Source organism: Microcoleus sp. Pol7_B2 (assembly GCF_036701035.1).
Taxonomy (GTDB): Bacteria; Cyanobacteriota; Cyanobacteriia; order Cyanobacteriales; family Microcoleaceae; genus Microcoleus.
This window is the reverse complement of sequence record NZ_JAUBQB010000069.1, coordinates 1-15537: the sequence shown is the minus strand read 5'-3', so window position 1 is coordinate 15537 and position 15537 is coordinate 1. Positions and strand designations below refer to the sequence as shown.

The 15537-nt window shown below is 47.4% G+C and carries 8 protein-coding genes; 2 read left to right on the top strand and 6 right to left on the bottom strand.

What is annotated here, in order from left to right; all coding sequences use genetic code 11:
- Positions 1-91: 91 nt before the first annotated feature.
- The 6 genes from QUA57_RS21785 to treZ all read right to left on the bottom strand — a co-directional run bounded on the left by QUA57_RS21785 (position 92) and on the right by treZ (position 11570).
- On the bottom strand, positions 92-1957 hold the full coding sequence (locus QUA57_RS21785; RefSeq protein WP_333063548.1) for an efflux RND transporter periplasmic adaptor subunit: 1866 nt from the start codon (positions 1955-1957) through the stop codon (positions 92-94).
- 270 nt (positions 1958-2227) lie between these two features.
- A complete protein-coding gene (locus QUA57_RS21780) occupies positions 2228-2836 on the bottom strand; it encodes a helix-turn-helix transcriptional regulator (protein ID WP_333063549.1) in 609 nt (202 codons plus the stop codon).
- Positions 2837-3556: 720 nt separating this feature from the next.
- A complete protein-coding gene (locus tag QUA57_RS21775) occupies positions 3557-4069 on the bottom strand; it encodes a DUF4112 domain-containing protein (protein ID WP_333063550.1) in 513 nt (170 codons plus the stop codon).
- A 198-nt stretch (positions 4070-4267) separates the two neighbouring features.
- Positions 4268-6175, bottom strand: coding sequence for a molecular chaperone DnaK (dnaK, locus tag QUA57_RS21770; protein ID WP_333063551.1), 1908 nt, complete (start codon positions 6173-6175; stop codon positions 4268-4270).
- 541 nt (positions 6176-6716) lie between these two features.
- Positions 6717-9512 (bottom strand): malto-oligosyltrehalose synthase, encoded by a 2796-nt coding sequence (gene treY / locus QUA57_RS21765; protein ID WP_333063552.1) that lies wholly within the window; start codon positions 9510-9512, stop codon positions 6717-6719.
- 228 nt (positions 9513-9740) lie between these two features.
- Positions 9741-11570: a malto-oligosyltrehalose trehalohydrolase gene (treZ, locus tag QUA57_RS21760; RefSeq protein WP_333063553.1), complete on the bottom strand. Its 1830-nt coding sequence runs from the start codon at positions 11568-11570 to the stop codon at positions 9741-9743.
- 317 nt (positions 11571-11887) lie between these two features.
- On the opposite strand from treZ, the gene QUA57_RS21755 reads away from it, so the two are divergent.
- The gene (locus QUA57_RS21755; protein WP_333063555.1) at positions 11888-13948 is read left to right on the top strand and encodes an amylo-alpha-1,6-glucosidase; all 2061 of its coding nucleotides are present in this window, start codon (positions 11888-11890) and stop codon (positions 13946-13948) included.
- 208 nt (positions 13949-14156) lie between these two features.
- Positions 14157-15197, top strand: coding sequence for a glucokinase (locus QUA57_RS21750; RefSeq protein ID WP_333063556.1), 1041 nt, complete (start codon positions 14157-14159; stop codon positions 15195-15197).
- Positions 15198-15537: the final 340 nt, after the last annotated feature.

Genomic DNA, 15537 nt, shown 5'->3' with positions numbered 1-15537 from the left:
GGAGCAATCAATTAGTTTCACGTAAGGTACATAGTTGCGCTTGAGCGCTCTTAATTCCCATCTTAAGAGCGCTCAAGCGCAACAACATAGCTTATTTTTTGCTTTCTACTGGTAATTTTTCTCCTGAGCCTTTTCCTTCCTCTTGAGCCATAATCGGAACACCGTCTGTCAGGTTAAGGATGCCTGCGGTAACAATTTTTTCGCCTGCTTTCAAACCTTCGATAACTTGATAATCATTCCCCTCAATGGCTCCCAATTTGACGGACTTTTGTCGCGCTACTAAAGGTGGCATTCCAGGTTTTGGCTGTTCCGGCTTTTGAGCTGTGAAGACAAAAGTTTGCCCACCTAAGCGAGTGACTGCTGTTACTGGAACTAAAATTCCGGGGTTCTGTTTCCAGATGACTTTAGCTTTTACAAACTGGAGATTAAGCAGTTCGCCGCTGGGGTTGGGAAAGGTGGCTTTAGCTAAAATTGTTTGAGAATTGGCGCTGACGTTTGGGGAGATAAAACTGATTTGACCTTGGGCGATCGCCTTACCTTGAGCGTCGAGCATTTGTACTGGCAGCCCTAAGCGTAATTGAGGCATCCGTTCCAAAGGAATTGATAACCGCAAGTCTAGCAATTGGTTCTCTGTCAGGGTGGCGATCGCATCACCTTTTTGCAAGTAATCACCTACTTTCACTGGTATGTCGCCGATGACTCCCGCGAAGGGTGCGATGACAGCAGCTTCTTGCAGTTGTACTTCAAAGCCGCGCACTTGAGCGGCGGCCTCGGCAACTTGCGCTTGGGCTTGATCGATCTGTTCTTGGCGCGTACCGTTGGCTAACTGCGCCAATCTGCTCTTGGCTTGTGCGACTTCTGCTTCGGCTTTGGCTATTTCCTCTGGGCGCGAACCGTTTTGCAATTGCCGCAAAGCTTGCCGCTGCTGTTGCAAAGCCGCTGTCCGGCGCTCGATCTCGGCTTGTCTGTTTTTTTGCCGCTGCTCGAACCGCCTTTGAGCTTCTCGGAGGTTGGCTTTGGCGGTGCCTTCTTTTTGGGTGTATTGTTCGAGGGTGTTGGCGGATTCTGCGCCTTCTTTTGCCAATGCCTGATATCTGGCAAGCTGCTGGCTGGCTAATTTTGCTTCGGCTGTGCTTGCCTCTATTTGCGCTCTTGCTTGGGCAATGTCTTCTAAGAGGCTACCTGTTTGGGCGTCGGCGAGGTCGGCTTCAGCTTGGGAAACGCGGGCTTGGGCTTGACCAATTTCTTCTGGCCGAGAGCCCGATCGCAGTTGGGCGAGGTTGGCTTGGGCTTGGGCGACTTGGGCTTGAGCTTGGGCGATTTCTTCGGGCCTGGCTCCTGCTTGCAATTCGGCTAAATGGGATTGAGCGCGGATCAGGTTGGCTTGGGATTGCCTCAAGTCAGCTTGGGCGCTCTCGCTTTTCATGCGGGCGATGGCTTGCCCTTTGTTTATGAAGTCGCCGGATTTGACAAAAATCTCCGTGACTAGCCCTTCTACTTCGGGTTTGATTTCTACCGAACGCTTGGCTTCTAAGCTGCTGACAAATTCCGAGGAATCTTGGACTGAGCTGGTTTGTACGGCTGCGAGCTTGACTGGTATGCCTGGGGGTTGGGCTGCTGCTGCCGGTGGCTGTGCGCGATTATGACCCGATTGCCACGAGTACCAGCCGAAACCTGCTGCGCCTGTGGCGATCGCGATCGCGGCCATTAGGGGCCAGCGCGATCGCGGTTTAGCAACAGGTTCGGGGCGATCGACAATAGGCGGAAAATCATCCGGTTGATCGCTGTCTCCATCGGTTGGGTGCAGTTCCGGTTTAGCAACAGGTTCGGGGCGATCGGCAAGGGGGGCCAAATCCTGCGCTCGATCGCTGTCTGCATTGGTTGGGTGGAGTTCCGGTGTGGCAGATTTTTGCTTTTGGGCTTCAACGACCGATTCTGGGGATTTAGAATAACTCATGGGCAGCACCACTTAGATTTTTTTAACTTCTGACTTACTGAGACTTTGGCGGAATCTTTGATTCCTCCGGTGCCCCCCTCAAACAGAGGGGGAATAAGGACAAGCGCTTTTAAACAGGATGGAATCTGGAAAGTCCCTTTTTAATGGGGTTGGGGTATGTGCAGGGCTTTAGTCCGATCGCAGTTAGCCAAGCTAGGGAGTGATTATTTTTAGGAAAGCTTTTTGTTATCTCTCAAAAGTTACGATGGCACGGAAGATTACACATCCTTCTTATGACTCACCTGAGTGGGTGAGTTGGAAGGATTTTTCCTTGGAGTCGGCGGATTCAGCGGAGGTGAGGGAGTCACGCACTCCGGCGATCGCGCTTTTTTCCTTGGCTAGTTGCTCGGTTAACCACTCTATCTCTGACGCCAGCACTGACTTGCAGCGATCGCGAGAGGCGAATTGATAGTCATCGGTTAGTGGATATTCGCTTTTGAGGCTTTCGATGTAGTCTTGCCGGGTGTAACAGGCTCGCAAGCGGTGTTCCAATAGCTTCAGCCGTTCTTCGGGTTCTAAATTACCAACAAAGAAAAACTTGATTCGGAACCGGGAACCACTGTTAACCCAGCTTTCTTGAGGGTGTTCGAGCATTTTTTGCCGCCAGAGTTCGCGCCCTTTGGCGGTAATTCCGTAGATTTTGCGCGGACAGCCCGCATCTCCGGCTTCTTCGGCTATTACCGAAATCTCCCCTCGCTCTTCCAAGCGCTTCAGCAGTGGGTAAATCGCTCCGTAGTTGACGCTGATGCAACTGCTCATAAACAGCTCCAGTTGTTGCTTTAGCCGATAGCCGTGCAGGGGTTGCAACTGTAGCAGCCCAAGCGCTGATAATTCAAGCATTTATATCAAATTGATATTATAGTCTGGATTATATCACTATATCGGACTCAACGGCGATCTGGTAAATAGCTAGTTTCACCGACCAGAGACCTCTTTCACATTTAATATTATTTGTCAATACCCTTAATATATATTATTGTAGGGTCAAGAGAGGGCGATCGCTTTACTTTTTATTATAAAATCCATTTGAGATATAAAAAGAGTGGGGATTCACCTCGATTTTGGTCAAAGACCAGACAGCATCTCAGTTGTGTCAAAAGTGAGATGCTGTCTGGTCTTTGATGTCTTATAAATGCTTTAATAAACTTTGCTCAACAGATCCGATTTCTGCCACATATCTCTTCTTGGTAAGAGGCTCAGAACTTTTCTTGGTATGGGTTGGTTAAATTTTAAAACGCTGACACATTTTAGTATTTATTGAAGATTGAGCGCACCCGCTGTTTTTTGGTAGCTGACAATGATATTATTTTTCTCAAAAATTGCAGCAAAAAAGTGTTGGGTTTGTTTTTACTCGCCCTGTTTGTAATGTACGAATATGTGAGATTTTCGCTCTTTGTTGAGGGATAAAAAAAAGCAATACAGCCTACGGGTAGTTAAACCCAGATGTTTTTCCGTGCTATTAATCATCCTCAAAGATGGTTTTTAAGAAATACTTTCCCCGATTAGATGCTATTAAGATGACATAAAGAGAGTGATTTATCTTCAGCATCACACCAAAGATTAACGCCCTGTAATTACTTGAAATAGCCAGCCAAAAAGCATCACGCTCAAGAAAATCACGCCTCCGACAATTAACATCAAACCCAAAAGCAGCCCTGCCACAAATAGCCAATCGGCTTTTTTCCCAGGTTCAGGGGAACCTAAATGAGCGTCCAGCAATTCTATATTTTTGACATTAGCTTTCCAAGTAACATCCAACAAGTCTCCGGCAACGGGTACAGTACCGGCAAATGTATCAAACACGATGTTAGCAGCCATTTGTACTAAAGTCTCTCGCGGCACTCCCATTTGAGCGGACTTGAAGACAACATAGCCGGCAAAAATTGAACTGATTAAATCGCCGCCTCCCGGTATCAGTCCTAATATTGGATCGAGTCCAATGCGGTATTTTGTGCCAGGAATAGGAATTGCATTGTCTAGTAAATGGCTGATCCGGCGGATTCGGCGCAAGGATGCAACATGAGATTGGCTGGGAGTATTTGGGGAGGAATTTTGTATAGGAGAACGTGACATTTAATTACTCTCGGTTGCGCTATTACTGCTAGTTTATGATATTTATTGAAGCATATTCTAGTTTTGTCTATATGCCTCAAGCAAGATTTTTAGTAATTTTAGCCGATCGGCTTTGGTTTGTTTTTGAATGAACAGAAACCCGGTTTCTGTTCAAAACCGGGTTTCTTGCTGCTAGCTGGGGGCTTTTAATTTAGCCTTTTATTTGTTGCCTTCTGTGAAGTCGGCGTCAATCACGTCGTCGCCACCGCCAGTGGGGCCGCCGTCTCCATAGCCACCAGGGCCGCCAGGGCCATCAGTTGGGCCGCCTGCTTGCTGGTACAGGTTGCTGCTGACAGCGTAGAATGCTTGCTGCAACTCTGTTGTTAGGGTTTTGATGCGATCGTCATCTTCAGTAGCTATCGCATCGCGCAAGTCTTTGATCAAGCCTTCAACCTTAGTCTTGTCAGCAGCGGGAACTTTATCACCCAATTCTGCCAACTGCTTCTCAATTTGATAGGCTAAAGAATCGCCTTGGTTTTTGCGATCGATCCTTTCGCGACGCTCTTTGTCAGCCGAAGCATTCGATTCGGCTTCCTTCACCATGCGCTCGACTTCATTGCTGGGCAAAGTAGAAGCACCAGTAATGCTAATCGATTGCTCCTTGCCAGTACCTTTATCTTTGGCAGCTACATTCAAAATACCGTTAGCATCGATATCGAAAGTAACTTCAATTTGAGGTACGCCACGGGGGGCTGGAGGAACTCCATCTAAGCGGAAGGTGCCCAAATCCTTGTTATCATTCGCCATTTCCCGTTCGCCTTGCAAAACGTGAATTTCCACGTTTGTTTGGCCGTCTACAGCAGTCGAGAAAGTTTCCGACTTCTTGGTAGGAATAGTGGTGTTGCGGGGAATGATTTTGGTCATCACGCCGCCCAAGGTTTCGACGCCGAGAGACAGCGGGGTAACGTCGAGCAACAGGATGTCTTTGACTTCGCCGGAGAGTACGCCGGCTTGAATTGCTGCACCGACTGCGACCACTTCATCCGGGTTTACTGTTTGGTTTGGCTCTTTGCCGAGGATTTTTTTGACCAGTTCTTGCACCGCAGGAATGCGTGTAGAACCACCAACTAAGACGACTTCATTAATTGCAGATTTGTCTAATTTGGCGTCGCGGATCGCATTTTCTACGGGGATGCGAGAGCGATCGATCAAATCCGAGCACAGTTCTTCAAACTTGCCCCGCGTCAAAGTCGTGTCCAAGTGTTTTGGCCCGTCTTGAGTCGCGGTGATAAACGGCAGGTTGATTTCTGCTTGGGTAACGCTCGAAAGCTCAATCTTGGCTTTTTCTGCTGCTTCCGTCAGGCGTTGCAGTGCTTGTTTGTCTTTGCGAAGGTCAATGCCTTCGGCTCTTTGGAATTCATTAGCGATGTAATCGACGATTTTTTTGTCGAAGTCGTCACCGCCTAGGTGAGTGTCTCCAGAAGTTGCTAGCACTTCAAATACGCCGTCGCCTACTTCGAGAATAGATACGTCGAAAGTACCGCCACCTAAGTCAAATACGAGGATGGTTTCGTTGCTCTTTTTATCTAACCCGTAAGCTAAAGCTGCTGCTGTAGGTTCGTTAATAATCCGCAGCACTTCTATACCGGCAATTTTTCCCGCGTCTTTCGTAGCTTGGCGCTGGGAGTCGTTGAAGTAAGCGGGAACAGTAATTACCGCTTGGGTAACTGTTTCGCCGAGATATTTGCTGGCGTCTTCTACGAGTTTGCGGAGAACTTGTGCAGAAATTTCTTCTGGTGCAAATTGCTTGCCGCGGGCGGGACAGTCTAGTTTAAGGCTGTTGCCAACTTTGAGGACTTTGTAGGAAACTTCAGTGGTTTCATGGGCTACTTCATCAACCCGACGCCCGATAAACCGTTTTACTGAGTAAAAGGTGTTTTCGGCGTTCATCACGGCTTGACGCTTGGCGATTTGTCCGACAAGTTGATCGCCATTTTTAGCGTATGCTACTACAGAAGGTGTGGTGCGACCCCCTTCGGCGTTGGCTATGACGGTGGGTTTGCCGCCTTCCATAACTGCGACGCAGGAGTTTGTCGTACCTAAGTCAATTCCAACTACTTTTCCCATAGGGGTGTTCCGGCTCCAATCTCTACAAAATTTTGGTGTTTTATCTGTGCGATAGTCTGGTTATTCAGGACTGCGATTTTACCTCGCGGTTTACGGGTAGTGAGTCCTGCTTTAATACAGTCTTCGATAGGGTGCTGATCTCTATACTGCGGGCGGTAGACCTTGCGATGAAGGGGTATTTACCGAACCTATTGGGGGACGGTTGCATCCGTGAGGCTTGCACCGCTACAGTTGTTGACTGCTTTGCTTTTCTTTACTCTTCCCAATGTACGGTGTGCGATCCATTCGGGTATTGTGGCAAACCGTATACGTTGTGTTGTATTTGCCGTCTTATGTATATAAATTTTGTTTGGTTGGTAGGCGCGATCGGTTTTTTGACTTCCAATCAGGTTTAATATCAATTCTGAAAAGGGACACGGCAATGCCGTGCCCCTATCGGTTTACTTCCAGGCTGTGCCTGGGAAGGAATATATTGAGGGAGAGCCTCAAGTCCGCCTCCTGGGAATCTTGGAAAATTCTTGAATTTTCCAGCTTTTAATTGCTATTTTTCACCGATCAGCAGAGCTGCTGGAAAGTAAGTCAGAGCTTCACCAATTGGCAACGTACCGTTACTTTCTACCGCCTGATTTGTAATTGCATCTTTCCAAACCGACGGCATTTGCTCGGATAATTTCAAATTAGTATCTTTCCAGACTTGTTTGCCGATCGGCAATTCTTCCGGTTTGACAATTCCCGTGAAAAACCGGGGAGCAATGACAATAACTGTAGTATCTTCAAAGCTTCTGGCAAAGGCAACAACATTATCTTTAAATGTGCCAACTGCTTGCAGGGGCAGATAGTCGCCTGATTTAAAAACTTGCAAGTATTTTTTTCTCGCAGATAGCGCTCTTGCTGTCAAAAACAACTTAATTCTAGCGTCTTCCCGCGTCGCCATCAAATCTTCAACCAGTTGCAAAATATCAGTCTGAGCTCGCTCTTTAATTTCCCGCAAAACCTCGATTCTGCGGTCAAAATCAACGGGACGGCGGTTATCCGGATCGACGTGGCTTAAATCCCATAATTCCGTCCCTTGGTAAATGTCGGGAACGCCCGGAGCCGCGATTTTCAGCAGCGTTTGAGATAAAGAATTGAAAATTCCGTAATTAGCTACTTTTTTGCAGAAAGGTACAAATTTGTTGAGGAACTGATTTTGTTCCGAAGGTTCGAGAACGCTATCGATAAAGGTCATAAAACCAGCTTCGTAGTCGTTATCCGGTCTCAGCCAAGCCGTATAAACTTTGGCTTCGCGGACGGCTTTAATGGCATAATCTTTCAGGCGATCGACATAATCAGTGTTTTCAATTCCCTCAAAGGGAAAAGTGCCGAGCATAGTTTGGTACAAGAAGTATTCGTCATTAATATCAGGAACCATTCGATTCACAAAGTTGACTTTCTTAGAAGAGTTTAGCTCTCTCCAAGACTTGGCTTGCTGTTCCCATTCGTCGGGAATTTCGGACAAAACGTTAATTCGAGCTCGCACATCTTCGCCGCGTTTGGTATCGTGGGTAGCTGTAGCATTCATTTTGTGCGGCCAAGCGACTTGCTGCTTTTTGTTGAACTCGTGAAAATCTACCAGCGACACGCCGAACTGACTGGGGTTTCCTCCCACTTCGTTGAGCGATAAAAGCCGATAGTAGACGTATAAAAGCGTGTCTTCAACGCCTTTGGCCATCAAAGGCCCTGTTAACTGCTGGAGTTTCATTACAAAGTGCCGGCGCTGCTCTTTTTGTTCGGTTGTTAGGGTTTCTTCTTCTTCCAGCAACAGCACCGTTTCGATAAATTTAAGTTCCTTGAGGAGTCGCGGTACTTGTTCTTTCGCGTGAGCGATCGCATATTTTACGTAAGTGCGATCGGACTCTCTCAAACCGTCTTGATTGATGTAAGTCCGGTAGACTGGAAAGATCGTCAAAACAGCCGCCAATGCTTTTTCCAAACCGGGGCGAGTAAAGTCATTTCCCTGTCTCGATTGACCGGAGATATTCTTCAAAAGTTGAGCTAGATTGTCTACATCTCCCGCCAAGTTTTTCTCAACAATCAGCCCTTTTTTATCTAAAAACAACTGTTCGTAGGGAACCGTCAAGCGAGTAAATCTATGATATATTTCGCTAAATTGCTGTTCGCGATCGCACCGACAAAAAACGCCGTTTACGTAATTCAAAAAGTCGTAGCCGCTAGTTCCCTCAATCGGCCAATATGACGGCAAATCTTCTTCGTGTTCCAGAATCTTTTCAACAGTAATGTAAGTGTCTCCGGTTTTTTCCCGGAGCCTTTTCAAATACTCTGTGGGATCGTACAGTCCGTCGATGTGGTCGATTCTCAATCCGGTAAACTTTCCCTCATCAACCATGTCGAATATCAGAGCATGGTTTTTGTGAAAAACTTTAATCTCTTCAACTTTTACCGAAATAAGTTCGTTTACCGTAAAAAACCTTCGGTAGTTAATTTCTTCTGCCCCGACTTTCCAGAAAGACAGACGGTAAAACTGCTCGGAAAGCAAATCGTCTAGCAGATTAAAGCTTTCGGCATTTCCCTTTTCTCCGTTAAAAACTTTGATATTTTCATCAATGAATTCCTGTACAAGGGGATTTTGATTGTAGAGTTCCCAGAGCAGTCCTTTGACAAAAGCTATCTGATCGTATCGGGTTTTACCTTTAGTTTCTGAAGGTGTATTTTTAATCAAATAAAGAATTCCCAAAAACTTGATAAAATCTGGATGGCGTCTGCCTAATTCCCTGGCTAAATGCCCCAAATTATGACTGATAAATTTAGCATAAGATTCAATTCTTACTGGCAATTGTAAGCTATAATAATTGATGGTCAGCCCAATTTCGCTGTATTTGAGTTGAATCTCGCCATTTTCCAGACACTCTCCATAAAAATTGCCCAGCAGCGGAGCCAAAACTCGACCTCTGAGATGTTCGTAAGCATGATTCCATTCAATATCAAAGTAATCGAAATAGTCGGAATCCGGCCCGTGTTCCAATACGTCTAACAGCAGCAAGTTTTGAGTGTCGTAAGCCATGTGGTTTGGGACAATATCTTGCAGCCATCCCATGTTCCGTTTCTTGATTTCGTATGTGAGGGCTTCAAAATTTTCTGATGTTCCCAATTCGGGATTTATCTGATTTGAGTCAACGACATCGTATCCGTGAGAGCTGCCTTTTCTTGCTTTAAATATCGGTGAAGCGTAAACGTCGGTAATTCCTAAATCTTCCAGATAGCTAAGGATTTGTTTGGCGGATTCAAAGTTAAAACCTGCATGAAATTGAAGCCGATAAGTGGTTGTGGGAATTCTCACCTTAATTTTACTCCTAATTAATTAGTTGGTTGGGTTTGTTGTTTAAAATTAGAAATAGTTAGGTTGAGTGGAGAACGAACCCTCCGTTTCACTCCGCCCAAGCCCTTCACTTTGAGATTTAAGTGAGATTTGAGATTGTTGCTCCCATCTAAAATCTCAAATCGCCAATCTAAAATCAGTTGTTGGGTTGAGCGGCAGCGAACCCTACGCTTCGCTCCGCCCAACCTACTATTTCTGTATTATTTCGTAAAGTGCGAAACTCTGGGGTTTAACAGTCAATTCTTGCTGTGAAGTTATCTTTTCAGGCAAGCTAGAACCTGAACCCATCCATTTTTCATCAGCAGAGTCTAAAATTTTGTTCCAGTTGCCTTGGGGAAGTGCAGCCGTAAAGGCTACCTCTTGACTGTTGAAGTTTAGAATGCAGAATATCTGGCTGTCATCTGTCCAGCGACGTAGAAATAAGATTTTTTCCGCTTCAATGCTGGACACTTCTAGACTGTTTTTGTCGAGTTTTTTAAGGGCCGGTATTGTCCGCCGCAGTTGAATCAGATGTTGATGCCATTCCCAAAGGATTTTGTGTTTCCCTTCGGTTGGTTTTTCCCAGTTTAACTTACACTTATCGAAAGTCTCAGGACTCTGGGGGTCGTTAAACTCGCCTCGGCCTTCAAAGATTTTAAATTCTTGTTGTTTGTCTTTGCGGACAGCTTCAATTAAGTTTTCGTCCGAGTGGGAAATGAAGTAAAAAAACGGTGCTTCTTCTCCGTATTCTTCTCCCATAAAAAAGAAGGGAATGTAGGGAGAAATTAAAACTGTGCCTGCTGCAAGTTTCAATCCTTCAAAGTCAACTATTTTGGATAATCGGTCTCCCAAAATGCGGTTGCCGATTTGGTCGTGGGTTTGGGCAAACACCAGAAATTTATGACCCGGTTCATCCTTAACAGAATTGCCGTGTTTCCGCTTTCTGTGGGGGGCGTACTGGCCGGAGTAAACAAAGCTTTCTTTGAAGGCTTTTTCTAAGTGTTCGCACTTGCCGAAATCTTGGTAGTATCGGTCGTCTTCTCCAGTCAGCAAGGCGTGCAGTGCGTGGTGGAAATCATCGCACCATTGGGCGTCTAATCCGAAGCCCCCCAGTTCTTTAGGACGTATAGTGCGGACATCATTTAAGTCACTTTCGGCTATTAAGTAAAGTTTCCGTCCCAGTTCTTGGGAAATCTCGGCTGTGGCATCGGATAGTTCTTGTAAAAAAGGTCTTGCACCCACTTCAAATATTGCTTGAATTGCATCTAATCTCAGGGCATCGATGTGATAGTCTCGAAACCAGTAGAGGGCGTTTTCAATAAAGTAGTTACGCACGCCGTCGCTGTAGGCATCGTCGAAGTTGAGGGGATCTCCCCAAATCGAGCCGTATTTTGAGGTAAAGTAGGGGCCGAAGTCCCTGAGATAATTTCCTTCGGGACCGAGGTGGTTGTAAACTACATCGAGAATTACTGAAATACCGTGTTCGTGGCAGGCGTTGACGAGTGTTTTGAAGCCTTCGGGGCCGCCGTAGGAGTTTTGAACGGCGTAGGGATATACGCCGTCATATCCCCAGTTTCGCTCGCCAGGGAATTGGGCTACTGGCATTATTTCGATGGCGTTGATTCCCAATTCTTTAAGTTTTTTTAGCTGGGGAATTATTGCTTCAAAGGTTCCGGCTTGGGTGAACGTGCCGACGTGCAGTTCGTAAATAATCATTTCGGCTAGCGGCACGCCTTGCCAATTTGTGTCAGTCCAAGTAAAAATATTTTCATCTATTACTTGCGACGGGGCGTGTACGCCTTGGGGTTGATATTTTGAGGCTGGGTCTGGTCGCTCGGTTTTTCCTTCGATTTGGTAGGTGTAAAGGGTTCCTGGTTCGATGTCTGTAGCTGTGGTTTGCCAATAACCTTCTGCTGATTGTTGCAGGGGTATCAGGCGTTTTTTTGGGGAAACAATTTGGACTGCGATTTGTTTGACGGTGGGCGCCCAAACGGTAAATTCACATTGGTTGTTGCCGAGGTAATTTGCTCCTATCTTCACTTTGAGTTGTTCTCCTTATAAAATAGGTTGGTGGTTCGATCGCCCGACGCGCCATCAAATGCTTTGCCCTTAACGTTCAGCGCCTGTTTAGACGGTAATATTACTTAATATAACAAACAACTAACTTTAGACAGAGGCATCAAAGGCAAAAATTGTGTAACAGGCAAAATTAGCGGTTGGTTGTGTCTAAATTAGAGCAGGAATCGGCACGGGGGCGATCGCCAAATTAACGGTCTGGAAGCGTTAATATTTCTGGTTGATATCATGTCGAAAATCTACCTAAAGGTAGGTCAAAAATCAGCGCGAGTGTGGACTTTATGGTTATGGCTTTTGGACGGGAAATCTGCTGCAATCTCGACTCGGCGGAGTCTCGGGAGTGGTTGGTCACAAACGGGATCGGCGGTTACGCTAGCGGGACGATCGCAAATCTCCTCACCCGCCGCTATCACGGCTTGCTGGTAGCCGCCCTCAAACCCCCGCTGGGACGCACTTTGATGCTCGCCAAGCTGGACGAGACGGCTGTGTATCACGATCGCGCCTATCCGCTTTATACAAACCGCTGGGCCGACGCGACGATGGAACCCCACGGCTACAACTACATCGAAAGCTTTCACATCGAAGGCACGACGCCTGTTTGGAGGTTTGCTCTCGCCGACGCTATCCTGGAAAAGCGGATTTGGATGCAGCAAGGTGCTAACACAACATATATTCAATACCGCTTGCACCGCGCCTCACAACCGATCGCCCTCGCTGTCAAAGCCCTAGTCAACTACCGCGACTACCACCACACGACGAGCGCCGGCGACTGGCAGATGAGCCTAGAAACCTTGGAACGCGGGGTTTGCGTGACTGCATTTCCCAAGGCTGCACCCCTGTATTTGCTGACAGATGCCGCACCAGAGGCCAACTTTCGAGTTTCTGCGGCTTTATACAATTGGCATTACGGATTGGACCTAGCAGCCGAAAAGCGCCGCGGATTGGACTGCAGCGAGGATCACTTGCACGCGGCGACTTTTCACATGACGATCGCACCGGGAAATTCTCTCACATTGATAGCCAGCACCGAGAAAAATCCCGAACTCAACGGCGGTACAGCTTTAGAAGTGCGCCACACTTATGACCGACAACTGCTGCACAACTGGTCAAAAGTGAGCGAATCTCCCGACTGGATCGATCACTTAGTGCTCGCCGCCGACCAATTTATCGTCAGCCGCCCGCTACCGGAGGAACCCGACGGCAAAACGATCATCGCCGGATATCCCTGGTTCAGCGACTGGGGGCGCGATACGACGATCGCCCTACCCGGTCTCACAATCTGTACCGGGCGATCGGAAATTGCGCGATCGATTTTGCGGACATTTGCGCGGTATGTTGATCGGGGGATGCTGCCGAACCGCTTCCCGGATGCGGGCGGCGAACCGGAATACAACACCGCAGACGCCACGCTCTGGTACTTTGAGGCAATTCGCGCTTATATAGATGCCACGGGAGACGACGAACTTTTGACCGAACTCTGGCCGGTGTTATGTGAGATTGTTGACTGGCACTTGCAGGGTACTCGGTATAACATCCGCGTCGATCCCGATGACGGTTTAGTCTACGCGGGCGAAACCGGCGTGCAACTGACTTGGATGGATGCGAAAATCGGCGATTGGGTGGTGACACCCCGGATTGGTAAGCCGATCGAACTCAGCGCGCTTTGGTACAATGCTATACAAGCTATGGCAAGTTTTGCTCGAAAACTGGGCAAGCCTCACAATGAATACCAGCAATTGGGCGATCGAACAGCCGCCGGATTCCCTCGCTTCTGGAACGCCTCAACCGGTTACTGTTACGACGTTCTAGACGGCCCAGACGGACACGATAGTTCGCTGCGACCCAACCAAATATTCGCCGTATCCTTGCCCCTAGACTCGATTCCTCCTCACTCCGCCAACTCCTTGTCGGCGGCGATCCGCCAGGAAACCCGCTATACACCGTTACTGACGCCCATCCAGCAGCGCGGCGTGGTGGACGCCTGCGCTCAACAGCTTCTGACTTCTGTCGGCCTCCGCAGCCTCTCGCCGCAGCACCCGCAATATCGCGGCGCATACGGAGGCGACCAATTGCAGCGCGACAGCGCCTACCACCAGGGCACAGTTTGGGGCTGGCTGATTGGCCCGTTTGTCTTGGCGCACTTACACGTATACAAAAACCCAGCACAAGCTCGCGAATTCCTGGAACCGATGGCACATCATATAAGGGGCGGCGGAGTTGGCAGTCTGGGCGAAATTTTTGAGGGCGACGCCCCTCACTCGCCTCGGGGCTGCACGGCTCAAGCTTGGACTGTGGCTGAGGTGCTGCGGGCTTGGTTGGCAATTAATACTGTGGGTGTTTAAATTAGTAGTGTTATCAATCATTTGGTAATATCGCAAATTCAAGCCCTCAAGAGAATCTCTCTTTCTCTGTGTGTTCTCTTTCTCTGCGTCAAGAGTACCTCTGCGGTTCGTAAAAAAAAAGAGTTCACCAATCTGCCTGTAATTGTTATAAACTAGGTGGGTTGTTCGGCAACGAAATCAAGACAACTACTAATAAAATAGGAGATTTATGGCATTATTATTAGCGGGCGATATTGGCGGAACTAAGACAATTTTGCGGTTAGTGGAAAGGACTGTTAACGGTGAAATGAACGCTCTTTACGAGTTTCGCTATCCGAGCGCGGAGTTTCCCGATTTAGTGCCGATGGTGCAGCAGTTTTTGAGGGAAGCTGCTACGAAATTGGATTTGACGCCATTGCCTGAAAAAGCTTGTTTTGCGATCGCAGGCCCGGTGGTTAACAACACTGCAAAACTGACTAATTTGCCTTGGATGCTGGATGCGAAGCGTCTGGAACAGGAATTAGGAATATCACACGTTAGTTTAATTAATGATTTTGTCGCGGTTGGCTACGGCGTGTGGGCTTTGGACGATCGAGATTTGCACACTTTGCAAGTCGGAAAACCTCGCGAACACGATCCAATTGCTGTGATTGGTGCGGGTACAGGTTTAGGAAATTGTTATGGAATTCCCGAAGCAAATGGCATCAGGGTTTTTTCTTCGGAAGGGGGACACGGTGACTTTGCTCCTCGTTCGGAGTTGGAGTTTCAATTGCTGAAATATTTGTTAGCAAAACACGACATTTCCCGAATATCGATCGAGCGTGTCGTTTCGGGACAAGGGATTGTTTCAATTTACCAGTTTTTGCGGGATAAAAAGTTTGCTCCTGAATCGCCGGAGATAGGGGAAGTTATCAAAAAATGGGAGTCAGAAATCGGGAAAACTGAAAAGACTGTCGATCCGGGAGCGACAATTGCACAGGCGGCACTCAAAAAGTGCGATCGGCTTTCGGAACAAACAATGCAAATGTTTGTAGAAGCCTACGGTGCAGTGGCCGGAAATCTGGCTCTGACACTGTTACCTTACGGCGGTTTGTACATAGCCGGCGGCATCGCTGCTAAAATTTTGCCGCTGATTCAAGAGGGAGGTTTTATGCGGGCTTTTACCCACAAAGGCCGGATGGATTCGCTGTTAGAAATGATGCCTGTTCGTCTTGTTTTGAATCCCCATGTAGGGTTAATTGGAGCGGCTGTTTGTGCGGCAGGTCTTTAGGAGATTTCAAGTAGAAGTTATCTCATTGATTACTCGGCGGTTGAAAGAGACTGTTGACTCGACCTGATGGTTTCACCCATCAGGTCGAGTCACAATTAATAGCGAGAATGATTGTGTGATCGTGCACCACATTCAATAATTGATTATGACTCTTCACCCCCGGTACTCGTCATTGATTCCAGAAATCACCGCTTAATAGAGCACGAACCTCCTTTCGCAAAGGAAACCCGTATATACAGCAGATTCCATGTATATATGATACGGTTTATTTAGTACATAAGCGAAAAAAATGAAACCTTATTCGATTGAGTTGCGTGAGAAAATAGTTAAAATTTATGAA